The 16,662-nt window shown below is 53.4% G+C and carries 14 protein-coding genes; 11 read left to right on the top strand and 3 right to left on the bottom strand.

The features are described from left to right. Nucleotide 1: 1 nt before the first annotated feature. Nucleotides 2-553, bottom strand: a complete 552-nt coding sequence (ssuE, locus tag ABU178_RS07495) for an NADPH-dependent FMN reductase (protein ID WP_397213461.1) — start codon at nt 551-553, stop codon at nt 2-4. Between the two features lie 762 nt (nt 554-1,315). On the opposite strand from ssuE, the gene ABU178_RS07500 reads away from it, so the two are divergent. The 5 genes from ABU178_RS07500 (at nt 1,316) to ABU178_RS07520 (ending at nt 6,836) form a co-directional block, all read left to right on the top strand. Then, complete coding sequence (locus tag ABU178_RS07500) at nt 1,316-2,317, top strand: glycosyltransferase family 2 protein (protein ID WP_397213463.1); 1,002 nt, start codon at nt 1,316-1,318, stop codon at nt 2,315-2,317. Between the two features lie 118 nt (nt 2,318-2,435). Continuing rightward, entirely contained in the window at nt 2,436-3,965 is a 1,530-nt protein-coding gene (locus ABU178_RS07505) for a lipopolysaccharide biosynthesis protein (protein ID WP_397213465.1), read from the top strand. Then, complete coding sequence (locus ABU178_RS07510; RefSeq protein ID WP_397213467.1) at nt 3,965-4,963, top strand: glycosyltransferase family 2 protein; 999 nt, start codon at nt 3,965-3,967, stop codon at nt 4,961-4,963. Before ABU178_RS07505 ends, ABU178_RS07510 begins: the two co-directional genes overlap by 1 nt. Before the next feature lie 128 nt (nt 4,964-5,091). Continuing rightward, nucleotides 5,092-6,102 (top strand): quinone-dependent dihydroorotate dehydrogenase, encoded by a 1,011-nt coding sequence (gene pyrD / locus ABU178_RS07515; RefSeq protein ID WP_397213469.1) that lies wholly within the window; start codon nt 5,092-5,094, stop codon nt 6,100-6,102. Between the two features lie 191 nt (nt 6,103-6,293). Then, nucleotides 6,294-6,836 (top strand): cell division protein ZapC, encoded by a 543-nt coding sequence (locus ABU178_RS07520; protein ID WP_397213471.1) that lies wholly within the window; start codon nt 6,294-6,296, stop codon nt 6,834-6,836. 14 nt (nt 6,837-6,850) lie between these two features. On the opposite strand, the gene ABU178_RS07525 is transcribed toward ABU178_RS07520, so the two are convergent. After that, entirely contained in the window at nt 6,851-7,960 is a 1,110-nt protein-coding gene (locus tag ABU178_RS07525; RefSeq protein WP_397213472.1) for a YcbX family protein, read from the bottom strand. Between the two features lie 110 nt (nt 7,961-8,070). On the opposite strand from ABU178_RS07525, the gene rlmKL reads away from it, so the two are divergent. The 6 genes from rlmKL to rmf all read left to right on the top strand — a co-directional run bounded on the left by rlmKL (nt 8,071) and on the right by rmf (nt 16,043). Then, entirely contained in the window at nt 8,071-10,185 is a 2,115-nt protein-coding gene (rlmKL, locus tag ABU178_RS07530; protein ID WP_397213473.1) for a bifunctional 23S rRNA (guanine(2069)-N(7))-methyltransferase RlmK/23S rRNA (guanine(2445)-N(2))-methyltransferase RlmL, read from the top strand. Nucleotides 10,186-10,190: 5 nt separating this feature from the next. Then, the gene (locus tag ABU178_RS07535) at nt 10,191-12,110 is read left to right on the top strand and encodes an ABC transporter ATP-binding protein (RefSeq protein WP_397213474.1); all 1,920 of its coding nucleotides are present in this window, start codon (nt 10,191-10,193) and stop codon (nt 12,108-12,110) included. Then, nucleotides 12,107-13,396 (top strand): membrane integrity-associated transporter subunit PqiA, encoded by a 1,290-nt coding sequence (gene pqiA, locus ABU178_RS07540; RefSeq protein WP_397213476.1) that lies wholly within the window; start codon nt 12,107-12,109, stop codon nt 13,394-13,396. Before ABU178_RS07535 ends, pqiA begins: the two co-directional genes overlap by 4 nt. Beyond that, nucleotides 13,383-15,023 (top strand): intermembrane transport protein PqiB, encoded by a 1,641-nt coding sequence (gene pqiB, locus ABU178_RS07545; RefSeq protein ID WP_397213478.1) that lies wholly within the window; start codon nt 13,383-13,385, stop codon nt 15,021-15,023. The genes pqiA and pqiB overlap by 14 nt, the downstream gene beginning before the upstream one ends. Beyond that, a complete protein-coding gene (gene pqiC / locus ABU178_RS07550) occupies nt 15,023-15,595 on the top strand; it encodes a membrane integrity-associated transporter subunit PqiC (protein ID WP_397213480.1) in 573 nt (190 codons plus the stop codon). The genes pqiB and pqiC overlap by 1 nt, the downstream gene beginning before the upstream one ends. Nucleotides 15,596-15,875: 280 nt before the next feature. Further along, nucleotides 15,876-16,043 (top strand): ribosome modulation factor, encoded by a 168-nt coding sequence (gene rmf / locus ABU178_RS07555; protein ID WP_397213481.1) that lies wholly within the window; start codon nt 15,876-15,878, stop codon nt 16,041-16,043. Between the two features lie 58 nt (nt 16,044-16,101). Here rmf and fabA read toward each other — a convergent pair whose 3' ends face one another. After that, a complete protein-coding gene (gene fabA, locus ABU178_RS07560; protein WP_397213483.1) occupies nt 16,102-16,620 on the bottom strand; it encodes a bifunctional 3-hydroxydecanoyl-ACP dehydratase/trans-2-decenoyl-ACP isomerase in 519 nt (172 codons plus the stop codon). Nucleotides 16,621-16,662: the final 42 nt, after the last annotated feature.

Here is a 16,662-nt window from a genome sequence, read left to right on the forward strand (position 1 = left end):
GTTATACGGCTTGCGCAAAAGCGCGGGGTTGGCGGGTCAGCGCTTGCCAGAAGGTTTCCAGCGCCTGATCGATGCGCAACGCCAGCGTCTGATGCAGCTCCGGCTGACGGTCATACTGGGTGATCTGGCTGTCGTCAGCGAAAACGCCATGCAAAATTTCCTGCGCTTTCAGGGCGTTCAGCACAGGTTTCAGGGCGTAATCCACCGCAAGCATATGCGCCACGCTGCCGCCGCTGGCGAGGGGCAGCACGACTTTATGCTCCAGCGCCCGTTCCGGCAGCAGATCGAGCAATGTTTTCAGCGCGCCGGAAAAAGAGGCTTTATAGATAGGCGTCGCGACAATCACGCCGTCTGCGGCCGCTAAATCTTCGCGTAACGCCAGCAAGGCGGGCGAGTCGAAGCGCGCATGAAGCAGATCTTCGGGTGGAAAATTATGGATATTCCAGGGAATCACTTCAGCGCCGCGCGCCTCCAGCGCCTGCTGACACAACAGAAGCAGTGCCGTGGAACGTGAAGGAAACCGGGGGCTGCCAGCCAGAGTAATAACCCGCATAGTGACTCCTTATATCCAAAAGTTATTGATTATCTGATATTGAGAACCGATGGCTTCATCCTGGCAGAGCGACGCTGCGCGCTAAAATGATTTATCCGGTAATCCATAACCAAAAAGCGCAAATAGTTGCGTATTGAGTAGATAAAGAAGCGTGACGCAGCGCAGATTTTTACGACAAATCTGAAAGCAGCCATTTTCTGAAAAGCAAAACGTGCAGCATGGTTAAGTAAAAAGTAGAGGAAACATTATCCTGGCGAAAAACCAGTATTAATTAATGCTGAAGAAAAAACGGGCGCTCAGTAAAAAACCATGACTTACGCATAGTCGTTATAAAAAGCAGTAAAAACAGCAGTGAAAGAAGGGAGGATAAAAAATCGATCGGAGAAATTGCAGGCTTAAGGATAAGAAAAGATGCTTTATATAAAATTTCATTGATTAATTTTGTTACTCAACTACCCCAGAACGGCGTTTTTTGTACTGGCTATCTGGTTAAACAAATTGTCGCTGAACAACACACTTCAGGCTGGCCAGATAGTTTACGGGCTGATACATCAGTATCAGTAAAGTTAAAACACCGGTAAACATGCCGCCCGATAAAACAGAACTGGGAATGTATGATTAACTGCGGCTAAGATAACAGGGAAATTGAATCAGCGTTGATTGTTGCTTGCGCAACCAGCATGGCAGCGCAATAACGTGTCGGCTTGCCTTCAGAAAATAAATGGTTGAATTAATCTGACGCTATAAATAAGAGAATTAGCTATGTCTGAAAAAATCCTGTCAGTTATCATTCCTGCCTACAATGTTGAAAAATATATTGTTGAATGTGTCGATTCGTTACTAAAACAAATTTCGGCGCCCAATGAGATCATTATTATTAATGATGGTTCAACAGACGGAACGCTGCCGCTGGCTGAAAAACATTATGCTCATTTGCCGCAGGTGAACATTATCACCATCCCTAACGGCGGGCTTGGCAATGCGCGTGACACCGGTATGGCTGTGGCTGAAGGAGACTATATTTTCTTTTGCGACCCTGATGATAGGGTGGCCGAAGGGTTGTTCGATGAGCTGCAAACGGTGGTAAAAAACTATCCCGAGGTTGACCTGTTCTGTTTCAATTCCTGTACCTTTGAAGATGGCGACAGCCAGCGAACGCAGCCCAAAGTAAGGCATGACGGTTTGGGTTTGCAGGCGCCGCAGCAGGTGTTTGCCTCGCTGTTGCGTAATGGCAGCTACACATCGGCAGTATGGAATTACGTGCTGAAAAAGAGCGTAACAGAGCAGCATAACTTACGTTTTGTGAAGCGGTTACATGAGGATCACCATTTTACGCTGTCAGCCTATCTTAAAACAGAATGTGCCTGGGTAAGCGACAACGTTTATTATCACCGACGGGTTTATCAGGATTCGCTGACTAACAGTACCAAAAATAACGCGTATTTTATTTCGCGCTATGAGATTTTTTTGCGTGATTTTTATCTGTTAAAAACATCAGGGATGAAAAAAAGTGGACGTAGCGAGATAGAGAAATATTTTGTTATTCATTCATTGCTGCTAATGATTTCGCTCTCGCTCCATCATCGGGTACCGTTGCCTGATTATATCCTGAATGCGTTTCAGTACCTGGGGAGAAATATTAAACCCCAGAGTTTTAAAGAGTGGCTGATGCTTAAGAATCCTAAAGCTTTTACCCGGTTGCAAAAGTTGAAGGCGAATCGGAAAACAGGTGGTTCAACGATAAACATGAAAAATGCGGTTTAGCGAAGCCTCGCGGCTGGCTGGAACTCGCTTCATTGTTTTAAGATTTAGTCCGGTAGTGATTACGCTATTTTTATGCCACGCTTCTTTTTTATAAGGTCGTCCAGACGCCAATACGCTTATGTCAATTAAACGTAACGCCCTGGCTAACTATGTTAGCCAAATTTACCTGACGCTTTCAGGTATTTTTGTCGTACCGCTTTATATCCAACATCTTGGCATGGAGGCTTATGGTCTGGTTGGCTTCTTTTCCATTTTGTTGACATGGCTTCAGCTGCTTGATGCCGGTATCTCAACCACCCTGATGCGGGAGGCTGCACGCTATCGGGCAAATCGTGACGCATGCATCTGGTTCCCCGGCCTTTTCGCCGCGCTTGGAAAATTTTTCCTGATTTCCGCGCTGATTCTGGTGGTGCTCGGCTGGATCTTTACGCCCTGGATCGCGGCGCACTGGCTGGATGCACGTCATATCCCCTCACGGGATATTACCTTTGCTGTCGCTGTGATGGTGCTTACCGCCGCAATCCGCTGGCGCACCGGCCCTTACCGCAGCGTAATCGTCGGCTTTGAGCATCAGGTCTGGCTGAACGGCGTGAATCTGATCATCACTACGTTACGCACCTTTGGCGCGGTCGGCGTTATCCAGCTTTTCCCGAATCCGGTGATCACTTTTTTTATCTGGCAACTGCTGGTCTCGGTGGCGGAAGCTGCCTGCTGTATTTATAAATCCTGTCAGCTGGTTCCCCGTGAAGCACGGCGGCAGAGACCGGAAAACCTTAAATCGATCCTGAAGCCTTTTTTACGCTTTGCTATCAGCGCAGCCTTCGCCAGCGCTATCTGGACTTTTATTTCGCAAATTGACCGCCTGGTGTTATCGAAAACGCTGTCACTGGCTGAATATGGCGCTTTTACCGTGGTTGCGACGGCGGCCACCGGTATTTTGATGCTTAGCAGTCCGATTATGCAGGCGATTGTACCGCGTATGACGGGAATGAAAACCCACAAGGAGCAGGGCGATCGGGAGTCGTTGACGCTGTATCGTTATACGACACAGGCCGTCTCTATTTTTATGGCGCCGCTCAGCATTACTATCGCTTGCTATTCAGGACAGCTGCTTTGGGCCTGGACGCAAAAGCAGCAGATCGTGGATGAAATGGCTTTTGTGCTGACGCTCTATGCGCTGGGCAGCGGCATACAGGCGGTATGCGGCCTGCTTTATCACCTGCAATATGTAAACGGCAATCTGTCGCTGCACGTAAAGGGCTTTACGGTTTTCGCATTGCTGCTGGTGCCGCTCAATATTTATGTCGCAAAACACTATGGCGCCACCGGCACCGGTATGTTGTGGCTGGCGCAAAACATTTTTTATCTGTTCGGCTGGGCGTGGATTGTTCATCGACGCCATGCGCCAGGCATTCACTTGATCTGGCTGTCCCGGGATGTGATAGCCATTTGGGCGTTCTCAGCGTTAATTGCCTGGTGCAGCACTCTGTTACCCATCGACTGGGACGTCAACCGCTGGCTGAACCTGTTCTGGTTAGGCGCAATTGGCTTCGTCAACCTGGCACTTTGTACGCTGATGCATAGCCTGGTCATTAAGCGTTTTAGAAATTATTCAATGAAAAGCGTAAAGATAGGGAGTGAAGGCTAATGGAGCCATTACAACATGTGGTACCTACTCTGTCAGTGATTATGCCTAACTGGAACTGTCGTCCCTGGCTGGGCGAAGCGCTTGATTCTTTATTGCAACAGTCATCGCCGCCGGACGAGATTATTGTCATTGATGATGGTTCCACTGACGGCAGCGTCGAGTGGCTTACTGAGCAGGCTGAACGCTATCCTCAGCTCAGGGTGTTAAGCGGCGCACGCGGTGGCGTCAGTGCCGCACGCAACAAAGGAATGGCAATCGCGAAAGGTGATTTTATCTATTTTATGGATGCCGATGATTTTGTCGCTAACAACCTGTTTGCCGATTTTCGCCAGACTTATGCGGCGCATCCCTCGCTTGAACTGTTCTGTTTTGGCGCCAAACTCTTCCTTGATGCGCCATCGGAGCAGCGCGATTACAACGATATCCATCAACGCAATATCACCGGCGTGATGTCGGGAGGCAGCGAGACGCTGGAGAAGCTGATTGAACACCAATCGGCGCATCGTATCCTCTGGAGCAGCATTGTTTCCAGGGCGCTCATCCTCAGAGCTGGCATTCAGTTTATGCCTGTACAGAATCACGAAGATGCGCCTTTTATGTTTGCACTCTATTTACTGGCGAAGCAGATTTATCTCACCGACCAGCGCTACTATTTCAAACGTTTTATTAATACGTCGCTGTCACAAATCACGCATGACTTTTCCTGGGTGGAAAACTATTTCACTGTGCGTGAAAGCAGTGAGCGTTTTATGCAACAGCAGGGCATGCCGGTTGATGAGGGACTACTGGATGGCTACTACCTGGGGTTAATGGAAGGATGCCTGATTAAAATTCGCAAGAATCGTATGTCGGTACCGGAAACGCGTCGGCTGGGTATAAAGTCGCTGGCACGCAAAATGGCGCACAGTAACGCCAAACTGATGCTGCTCTGGTATTTCCCCCCGCTCTATGCAGGACTTGAGGCGTGTAAAAAACGACTTACCCGACTCGAACGCTAAAACAACAGGGCATCCTCCGGCAGGAGGATGCCAGAAAAATTTACTTTTGCGCCAAAGCTCTTTACCATTCTGGCGCACAATTCACGTGCACCTGACCATACGAACGCTTCCGCCATTCAGGAGAGTGCATGTTTTATCCTATCGTCCGTCCGGCCTTATTTAAGCTCGATCCCGAGCGCGCCCATGAATTGACCTTTCAGCAGCTGCGTCTGATAAGCGGCACCCCTTTTGAAGGCCTGATTCGTCAGAATTTACCCGCCCGCCCGGTGACCTGTATGGGCTTAACCTTTAAAAATGCGTTGGGGTTGGCGGCCGGGCTGGATAAAAACGCAGAGTGTATTCATGCTTTCGGCGCTATGGGCTTCGGCTTTATTGAAGTGGGCACGGTCACGCCGCGTCCGCAAGCGGGTAATGATAAGCCGCGTATGTTTCGTCTGGTGGAAGCGGAAGGGATTATCAACCGGATGGGATTTAATAATCTCGGCGTCGATCACCTGGTAGAGAACGTAAAAAAAGCGCGCTTTAACGGTATTCTCGGCATTAATATCGGCAAAAATAAAGATACGCCGGTCGAGCAGGGCAAAGAGGATTATCTGACCTGCATGGAAAAAGTCTATGCCCATGCCGGTTATATTGCCGTTAATATCTCTTCGCCCAACACGCCGGGATTACGCACGCTTCAATATGGCGAAGCGCTGGACGATCTTTTAGCCTCGATTAAATTAAAACAAAAAGAGCTTGAGAAGCGTCATCTGAAATACGTACCGGTAGCGGTAAAAATCGCCCCGGATCTGTCAGAAGAAGAGTTGATTCAGATTGCCGACAGCCTGGTCAGGCACCAAATCGATGGCGTTATCGCCACCAATACCACATTAGATCGTTCGCTGGTCAGCGGATTAAAACACAGTGAAGAAGCGGGCGGGCTTAGCGGTAGGCCGGTACAAACGCGCAGTACGGAAGTGATTCGCCGTCTCTCCGCGGAGTTACAGGGACGTTTACCGATAATTGGCGTGGGCGGAATTGATTCGCTGGTCGCCGCGCGGGAAAAAATCACGGCGGGGGCATCGCTGGTGCAAATTTACTCAGGTTTTATTTATAAAGGACCGTCCTTAATTAAGGATATTGTGACCCATCTCTGAAACTTTCCTGTTAATCACACCATTCATTCCGACATTATTCAGCCAGGGGGTTTATTTCTCCCTCTGGCTCGTTTATATTTTGAGCTGTCGGCACAAAATTCAGCTTTTTCCCCTCTTTTATCCAGCTGCGTTTTGTGTATTATCGCGACGCGCTTAACTATTTCAACAGGCGGTATTCCACAGGGCACATTATGAAATTCAAACCTGACGACAATTGGCGTTGGTTTTACGACGCACAGCATGACCGCATGATGCTCGATCTGGCCGATGGTATGCTTTTTTGCTCTCGTTTCTCGCGCAAAATGTTAACGCCCGATGCGTTCAGCGCATCCGGTTTTTGTGTTGATGACGCTGCCCTGTTTTATCATTTCGATGAAAAATGTCGTCTGAGCGATTTAAGTCGCGATCAACGGGCAGAGCTGGTGTTGAATGCGCTGGTCGCCACCCGTTTTCTTAAACCGCTGATGCCGAAAAGCTGGCACTTTACTCCCCATTACCATCACTGGCAGCCAGACGAAGGCGAGCTGGTTGAGGTAAGGCTGGCTGAAAACGGCGAGCAGGCGCGCCTGCTGGTGGTGGAAAGCGGCGAGAGCGCTGCTCTCTGTTTGCTGGCTCAGCCCGCGCTGACGCTGGCGGGCAAAAGTATGGTATTAGGGGACGCCATCAAGATCATGAATGATCGTCTGCAGCTGCACCATGAGCATGCGCAACTGCATTACGCCAGGGCGGTTTAATTCCCGCTGGATTGTCAGGCCAGTTTAATATCGCCAGCAGGTACGCAGCTACAGCTGAGTATCGTACCATCTTTGCGCACTGCGCTCTGTTTCAATGCCTTGACCTCACCCGATACCAGCGTGATTTTGCAGCTGCCGCACAGGCCCGCGCGACAGGAGTAGGGCACGCGAACGCCTGCCATCTCAAGCTGTTCCAGTAAGATATCCTGATTATTTCCCTGAAAGCTTTCCCCCTGCCAGCTGATCGTCAGCGGCTGCAATGCGCTTTTTTCCACCGGGATGCTTTCCACCACCTGGCCCGCGCCATAAGCACGTGGTGACTGCCGCTGCAGTACCGTCATTTCATCGCCGACGCGGATAATGCCGCTGCCGCGTGCGATCAGGTTGAGACCAAAATCGATATCGCCGCTGCCGTCGAGGGCGGTGCGGAAGCGTTGCAGAGTCGCCAGCGGTTCGCCTGCGGGATGTTTACGGCCCTGTTCCGGACTGACGGTAGTGAGCACGCAGCGGCTACAGGGTTTCGGTACATCAAAGATAATGTCGCCGATGCGCACCTGCGACCAGCTATCCTCATCCCAGGCGGGCGCGCCGGTGACCATCAGGTTAGGGCGGAACTGCTCCATGCGCACGCTGGCGGGGGTGCGCTGTTGCAGGTCATACAAAGAAGCCTCGTTGACCAGCAGGAAAGGGTAACCGTCGGCAAAGCCGAGGGGGATTTCCTCAAAACGCTTGACCCGGCGCGTCGGCTGTAAGCCAACCCAGCGCAATTGCACTTCGCGAGGAAAAAAGCCGCTCAACCAGCGGTTAATTTCGTCAGGGGCGATCTGCGCGCTGAAGCGGTTGCCCCACACTTCCGTCGGCGCGGCGTCGGCGCTGAAGTCAGCAAAGCGAATCAGCGCGCGCGTGCCGTCGGGCGCGGCCAGAAACAGACCTTCTGGCAGCACGGCGGGGGTAAAGCGTACCATCTCCGGGTACTGGCGGGCGGTAATAAAGGCACCATCCGTTTCCGTGATCATAAAGATGCGATCAAAGGCCAGACCGCTCTCCTGCACCTGGGCATGAGAGAGCTGTAAACCGCGCATCGATTTCACGGGATGGATAAACAGACGGGACAGCGTAATCATCGGGTTCTCCTTGAAACCGGCCGCTCAGGACAAAAAGAAGCTAACTTTATGACATAGGACGCTGATTCGCTATAATGCGCAACAATTTTCTCAAGAGTAGAAGTGACGATATGAATTCTCTGTTTGCCAGTACGGCGCGTGGGCTCGAAGAGCTGTTGAAAAGTGAGCTGGACGCGCTGGGCGCGCAGGATCTGCAGGTGGTACAGGGAGGCGTTCACTATCGGGGCGATGACCGCCTGATGTACCAGAGCCTGATGTGGAGTCGCCTGGCGTCGCGCATATTGCTGCCGCTGGGAGAATTCGGCGTCTGGAGCGATCTCGATCTCTATGTGGGTGCTCAGAGCATCGACTGGGGCGCGCTGTTTGACAGCAATAAAACCTTCGCCGTGCACTTCAGCGGCACCAACGAGGTGATTCGTAACAGCCAGTTCGGCGCGCTGCGCGTCAAAGACGCCATCGTCGACAGCTTCACCCGTCGCGGTATGGAACGTCCCGACGTCGATCGCGAGCAGCCTGACATTCGTATCAACGTCTGGCTGAACAAAGATCAGGCCAGCATCGCACTGGATCTCAGCGGTACTGCGCTGCATCAGCGCGGCTATCGTCAGCAGACCGGCCAGGCACCGTTAAAAGAGAATCTGGCGGCGGCCATTGTGCTGCGCTCCGGCTGGCAGGCGTCGACGCCGCTGCTGGATCCCATGTGCGGCTCCGGCACACTGCTGATCGAGGCGGCGCTGATCGCCAGCGACCGCGCGCCTGGCCTGCTGCGCAGCCGCTGGGGTTTTAACGGCTGGAAGAAATATGACGATGCGCTGTGGCGCGAGGTCAAAAGCGACGCGCAGCAGCGCGCCCGTGTGGGTACCGCGGCCACCGCCGCGCGCTTCTACGGTTATGACAATAATGGCCGGGTGCTGGAACATGCGATTGCCAATGCCCGTCGTGCCGGGGTGGCAGATCTCATCACCCTGACGCGTCAGGACCTGTTGCAGTTAAAAAATCCGCTGCCGCAAGATGTCACCGGCACCGTGCTGAGCAACCCGCCATACGGCGAACGTCTGGAGAGCGAACCGGCGCTGATTGCTCTGCACAGCCAGCTGGGACGCATCATGAAGCGTGAGTTTGGCGGCTGGAGCCTGTCGCTGTTCAGCGGCTCGCCGGAGCTGCTGAGCTGTCTGCAGCTGCGCGCCGATCGCCAGTTCAAAGCGAAAAACGGCCCGATCGACTGCGTTCAGAAAAACTATCAGCTGGCGGCCAGCAGCGGCGAAAGCACCGGGCAGATTGCCGAAGATTATGCCAACCGCCTGCGTAAAAATCTCAAGAAGCTGGATAAATGGGCGCGTCAGGAAGGCATTGAAGCTTACCGCGTTTACGACGCCGATCTGCCTGACTACAACGTTGCGGTGGATCGCTACGCTGACTGGGTTGTTATTCAGGAGTACGCGCCGCCAAAAACCATTGATGCCAACAAAGCGCGCCAGCGTCTGTTTGACGTGATCAGCGCCACCCTGAGCGTGCTGGAACTGCCGGCGGATCGTCTGGTACTGAAAACCCGCGAACGTCAGAAAGGCAAAAGTCAGTATCAAAAGCTGAGCGAGAAGGGCGACTTTTTCGAGGTGCAGGAGTATAACGCCCGCTTCTGGGTTAACCTTACCGATTACCTCGATACCGGCCTGTTCCTCGATCACCGCATCGCGCGCCACATGCTGGGCAAAATGAGCAAAGGGAAAGATTTCCTTAACCTGTTTGCCTATACCGGCAGCGCCAGCGTGCACGCCGGACTGGGCGGCGCGCGCTCCACCACTACCGTGGATATGTCGCGTACTTATCTGGAATGGGCGGAGCGCAACCTGCGTCTGAATGGCCTGACCGGCCGTCAGCATCGTCTGATGCAGGCGGACTGCCTGAGCTGGCTGCGTGAAAGCAACGAGCAGTTCGATCTGATTTTTATCGATCCGCCAACCTTCTCTAACTCCAAGCGTATGGAAGAGAGCTTTGATGTGCAGCGCGATCACCTTGATCTGATGAAGCAGCTGAAACGTCTGCTGCGTGCAGGCGGCACCATTATGTTCTCCAACAACAAGCGCGGCTTTAAAATGGATCGTGAAGGGCTTCAGGCGCTGGGTTTACAAGCGCAGGATATTACACCAAAAACGCAATCGCAGGATTTCGCCCGCAATCGACACATTCATAACTGCTGGCTGGTTACCCACGCCGGTAAGGAATAAGTTTTATGTCACTGATCAGTATTCATGGCGCTTATCTCTCCTTCAGCGATGCGCCGCTGCTGGATAATACCGAGCTGCATATTGAAGAGAACGAGCGCGTCTGTCTGGTAGGCCGTAACGGCGCAGGCAAATCGACGCTGATGAAAATCATCAACCGCGAACAGCCGCTGGATGATGGGCGCATTATCTACGAACAGGATCTGGTTGTGGCGCGCCTGCAACAGGATCCGCCGCGTAATATTACCGGTTCGGTATATGACTTTGTTGCGGAAGGGGTGGAAGAGCAGGCGGAACATCTCAAGGCCTATCACGCCATTTCGCATGTGGTGATGCACGATCCCAGCGAGAAAAATCTCAACGAGATGGCGCGCCTGCAGGGGATTCTGGATCATCATAATCTCTGGCAGCTGGAAAGCCGCATTAGCGACGTGCTGGAGCAGATTGGATTGCAGCCGGACACCGAGCTTTCCTCGCTTTCCGGCGGCTGGCTGCGTAAGGCGGCGCTGGGCCGCGCGCTGGTGAGCAACCCGCGCGTGCTGCTGCTTGATGAACCGACCAACCACCTTGATATTGAAACCATCGACTGGCTGGAAACCTTCCTGAAAAGCTTTACCGGCAGCATCATCTTTATTTCCCATGACCGCTCGTTTATTCGCAATATGGCGACGCGCATTGTGGATCTCGATCGCGGCAAGCTGGTCTCCTGGCCAGGCAACTACGATAAGTTCCTGGAAGGCAAAGAGGAGGCGCTGCGCGTTGAAGAGATGCAGAATGCGGAGTTCGACCGCAAACTGGCGCAGGAAGAAGTCTGGATCCGTCAGGGCATCAAAGCGCGCCGCACCCGCAATGAAGGGCGCGTGCGCGCGCTGAAAGCGTTACGTCGCGAACGTTCCGAACGACGCGAGGTGATGGGCAAAGCCAATATGCAGGTTGAAGAAGCATCGCGTTCCGGCAAGATCGTCTTTGAACTTGAGCATGTGGACTACGCGGTGGAAGGCAAAACGCTGGTCAGCGATTTTACCGCGCAGGTGCAGCGCGGCGATAAAATTGCTCTGATCGGGCCGAACGGCTGCGGAAAAACCACGCTGCTGCGCCTGATGCTGGGGCAGCTGAAAGCGGACAGCGGCCGTGTTCACAGCGGCACCAAGCTGGAAGTCGCCTATTTCGATCAGCATCGCGCCGAGCTTGATCCGGACCGTACGGTGATGGATAACCTCGCGGAAGGGAAACAGGAGGTGATGGTTAACGGCAAGCCGCGTCACGTGCTGGGCTATCTGCAGGAGTTCCTGTTCCATCCGAAACGCGCCATGACCCCGGTACGCGCGCTTTCCGGCGGTGAGCGCAACCGTCTGCTGCTGGCGCGGCTGTTCCTGCGTCCCAGCAACCTGTTGATTCTCGATGAACCCACCAACGATCTCGACGTCGAAACGCTGGAGCTGTTGGAAGAGCTGATCGACGGCTATCAAGGCACCGTGCTGTTAGTAAGCCATGATCGTCAGTTCGTGGATAACACCGTAACGGAGTGCTGGATCTTTGAAGGTAACGGCGAGATCGGCAGTTTTGTCGGCGGCTACCATGATGCGCAACAGCAGCGTTCCGCTTACCGGCAGCAGAAAGCCAGTGCGCAGCCCAAAGCGGTGTCCGGCCCGGCAAAATCCGACAGCGAAAAAAATGAATTATCCAAACGCAGTGCAGGCAAACTAAGCTATAACCTGGCACGTGAACTGGAACAGTTGCCGCAAAAACTGGAAGCGCTGGAAACGCGTATCGGTGAGCTACAGGCCCAAATGAGTCATCCAGACTTTTTCGGCCAGCCGCACGATAAAACGCAACCGGTACTGGATGAACTGGCCCGTACAGAGCAAGAACTGGAGAGCGCGTTCGAACGATGGGAATATCTCGAATCACTGAAGAACGGCGCATGAGCAGCAGTGAGAAGGAGAGCAGTTTAGCGACAGAGGCATCAGGATGGATACTCTGTTCGCAATGCGATCTCATGACCCGCTTGCCGACAATCCCTGTCGGCAGCAAAGCGAACTGCCCACGCTGTCATACCAACCTGGTCACCCGCTGGCATGAGCCGAGCAGACGGCCAACGGGATATGCGCTGGCCGCGCTGTTTATGCTGCTGCTGGCGAATCTTTTTCCTTTCATCAATATGCGTGTCGCCGGACTCAGCAGTGAAATTACATTAACAGCGATCCCACGCGTCATGGTGTCGGAAGATTATCGCAGCCTGGCGACGCTGTTCCTGCTGTTTGTTCAGGCCATCCCTGCATTTTGTATGCTTGGCATCATTCTGCTGGTCAACCGGGTTAAAATGCCGCACAGCCTGCGCCTGGGCCTTACGCGTATTCTGTTTCAGCTGCGTAACTGGGGCATGGCAGAGATCTTTATGGTCGGCGTGCTGGTCAGCATGGTTAAGCTGATGGCCTATGGCGATATTGGCCTTGGTACCAGTTTCTGGCCCTGGTGCCTGTTTTGTCTGCTTCAGCTACGTGCGTTTCAGTGCGTTGATCGCCGCTGGGTCTGGCAACAAATTGCTCCGCTGCCCGCGCTGCCGCGCATGCCGCAGCCGGGCATCAGCGGACTCCGCCAGCATTTACGCTCCTGCCCTTGTTGCACCGCCGTACTGCCCAAAAACCAACGTGCCTGCACACGCTGCGGCGTGAGCGCCCACGCACGCCGTAAGCACAGCCTGCAATGGACGCTGGCGCTGCTGATCACTTCTCTGATGCTCTATATTCCGGCCAATATCATGCCGATTATGGTCACCGAGACGCTGGGCAATCCTTATCCCTCCAATATCATGGCAGGGGTGATTTTGCTCTGGAGTGACGGTTCTTATCCGGTTGCGCTGGTAATTTTTATCGCCAGCATCATGGTGCCGTCGCTAAAAATGCTGGCGATTGGCTGGCTCTGCTGGGATGCCAGCGGGCGGGGGCGGCGCGACAGTGAAAAGATGCATCGGATTTATGAAGTGGTTGAGTTTGTGGGCCGCTGGTCAATGATTGATGTTTTTGTTATCGCTGTTTTATCTGCGCTGGTGCGGATGGGACGTTTAATGAGTATTTATCCTGCGTTCGGTGCGCTGCTGTTTGCGCTGGTGGTGATTCTGACCATGATTGCCGCCATAACCTTCGATCCGCGCCTGACCTGGGATCGCCTGCATAATGAAACACTTAAGGAGCCGCACGTTGACGGAAAATAATCACGGTATTGCTAAAGTTGACAGGATTAAACATTGGTCACCGGTGTGGATTGTCCCAATCGTTACCCTGTTTATCGGCGGATGGATCCTGTTTTATCACTTCAGCCATCAGGGACCAGAAGTAACCTTGATCACCGAAAATGCGGAAGGTATTGAGGCGGGTAAAACCGCGATCAAAAGCCGCAGCGTTAATGTCGGCGTGATAGAGAGCGCGGTCCTGACCGACGATCTGCATCATGTTGAAATCAAAGCGCGCCTGAATGCCGGGATGGAAAAACTGCTGCATGGCGACAGCGTATTTTGGGTAGTAAAGCCGCAAATTGGCCGTGAAGGTGTGACCGGCCTGGGCACCCTGCTTTCAGGTGCTTACATTGAATTACAGCCCGGCAGCAAGGGCGAACAGCCGGAACACTATCCATTGCTGGATGCGCCGCCGCTGGCGCCGCCGGATGCGAAAGGCATTCGTATCACCCTCGACAGCAAAAAGGCGGGTCAGCTGAATCCGGGCGATCCAGTGCTGTTCCGGGGGTATCGCGTGGGCACGGTGGAAACCAGCACCTTTGATACCGAGAAACGCATGATGACCTATCAGCTGTTTGTCGCGGCGCCCTATGACCGTCTGGTGACCTCTAACGTACGCTTCTGGAAAGACAGCGGCATCGCCGTGGATATGTCCGCTTCCGGTATGCGGGTAGAAATGGGCTCCCTGACCACGCTGTTTAGCGGCGGCGTCAGTTTTGACGTGCCGGACGGCTGGGAGCTGGGCAATGCGGCGCAGAACAAGGCGGAATACCATCTGTTTGACGATCAGCGCAGCATCCAGGATTCGCTCTACACCAATCATGTCGATTTCCTGATGTTCTTTACCGACTCGATCCGCGGCCTGCAGCCGGGCGCGCCGGTGGAGTTCCGCGGTATTCGTCTCGGAACCGTGGCGCAGGCGCCGTTTATGCTGCCGGGCGTCAATCAGAACCTGAACACTGATTATCGCGTGCCGGTGCTGATTCGTATTGAGCCGGACCGCTTTATCAGTCGCATGGGTGACAATTTCAATCTGGAACAGCATCTGCAGGATGGCAAGAAGCGCGGCCTGCGCGCCACGCTGAAAACCGGCAATCTGCTCTCCGGTTCGCTCTATATCGATCTGGATTTTTACGATAACGCCGGCCCCTATAAGGGTCCGAACAAGGTTGGCGGATATGAAATTATCCCGACGGTCAGCGGCGGCCTGAGCCAGATCCAGCAGAAACTGGTGGCGGCGCTCGATAAGATCAATGGCCTGCCGTTGAATCCGATGTTGAATGAGGCGACCGGAACCTTGAAAGAGAGCCAGCGTACGCTGCGTGAATTGCAAAAAACGCTGAACAACGTTAACCAGATCACCGCCAGCCCGGCGATGAAAACGCTGCCGGAAGATATGCAGCAAACCCTGCGTGAGCTGAATCGCAGCATGAAGGGCTTGCAGCCGGGTTCGCCAGCTTACAACAAGCTGGTGGGCGATATGCAGCGTCTGGATCAGGTGTTGCGTGAATTGCAGCCGGTACTGAAAACGCTGAACAGCAAGAGCAACGCGCTCGTCTTCGAAGCCAAACCGGGTCAGGATCCGCAGCCAAAGAGGGCTAAATAGTGAAAAAATGGTTAATCGCGCTGGCGACGCTCTCTGTCAGCGCATGCAGCAGCACTGTTGATACCACTTATTACCAGTTGCCCGCGGGCAGCAGTGCGGCAGCCAGCACCAGCAGCACGCTGACCGCGTCTTCGCAGCCGATGCTCTGGGTACAGCAGGTCACCGTACCGGATCATCTGGCGGGTAACGGCGTGGTCTATCAAACCAGCGATGTAAAGTATGTGATTGCGTCGCAAAATCTCTGGGCAAGCCCGCTGGATCAGCAGCTGCAGCAAACCCTGGTGACCAACCTGAGCCGGGCCTTGCCCGGCAGGCTGGTTTCCGCCACGCCGCTGAGCGAACAGCATGACACGCTGAACGTCAACGTTACCGGTTTTCAGGGACGCTATGACGGCAAAGCGGTGATAAGCGGCGAGTGGGTGCTGCAACATCAAGGACGGCTAATCAAACAGCCGTTTAATCTGATCCTGCCGCAGCAGGAGGATGGTTATGATGCGTTGGTCAGAACCCTGGCGGCGGGCTGGCAGCAACAGGCCCAACAGATAGCGCAAACGCTGACTGCTTTAAATTAGGAATAGTTCGATATTGTTGTTAAGTCCCTGATTTGTCGTAGCGGTGCGGCAAAACCCATCAGGGACTTTTTTATTCATGAATCAGGCAGATGGCGCGATCCTGCGTGGCGTTTTCGGATTGACAGATATCAGCTTCAGGTCAAATTTATGACATTGGCGTGAAATTTGCGCATTGATCTTTTATTTCAGAGACGGTAGAACATTAGTGTGGTTGAATAATATTTCGCCACTCTTTTCTTTCCACCAGATTCCACCAGACATGAAATGAGGGAAACGAGGTATGAAGAGACAAAAACGAGATCGCCTGGAACGAGCCCATTCACGCGGCTATCAGGCAGGTATTTCGGGACGTTCTAAAGAAATGTGTCCCTATCAGTTGATTGACGCGAAGTCTCACTGGTTGGGAGGTTGGCGACAAGCCATGGAGGACAGGTCGGAAGTAGCCTAGCCGAATGTCACGAAAAGGATGACAACCTCCGCTGCGTGCGGAGGTTTTCATATCCGGATCAGAACGACGTAGTATCTTTGAACAGACCCACTTTCAGATCGCTGGCGTTATAGATCAGGTTACCATCTACAAAGACTTCGCCATCCGCAACGCCCATCACCAGTTTACGGTTAATCACGCGTTTGAAGTGGATGCGGTAGGTGACTTTTTTCGCTTCCGGCAGGACCTGGCCGGTAAACTTCACTTCACCCACGCCCAGCGCACGGCCTTTACCTTCTGCACCCAGCCAGCCCAGATAAAAACCCACCAGCTGCCACATGGCATCCAGCCCCAGACAGCCCGGCATCACCGGATCGCCAATAAAATGGCAGCCGAAGAACCACAGGTCGGGATTGATATCCAGTTCCGCTTCCACGAAGCCTTTATCATATTTCCCGCCGTCTTCGGTCATTTTGACCACGCGGTCCATCATCAACATATTGCCTGACGGGAGCGGCGGGCCGTTTTCGCCAAACAGTTCGCCGCGACCTGAGGCAATCAGGTCTTCTTTGCTATAGGATTCGCGTTTATCTACCATGTTCTCAATAAGCCTTATTTAAATGAATCACAAATGTTAGCT

Origin of the sequence: Pantoea osteomyelitidis (genome assembly GCF_044342975.1) — a bacterium.
In the GTDB taxonomy this organism is placed as follows: Bacteria; Pseudomonadota; Gammaproteobacteria; order Enterobacterales; family Enterobacteriaceae; genus Pantoea; species Pantoea osteomyelitidis.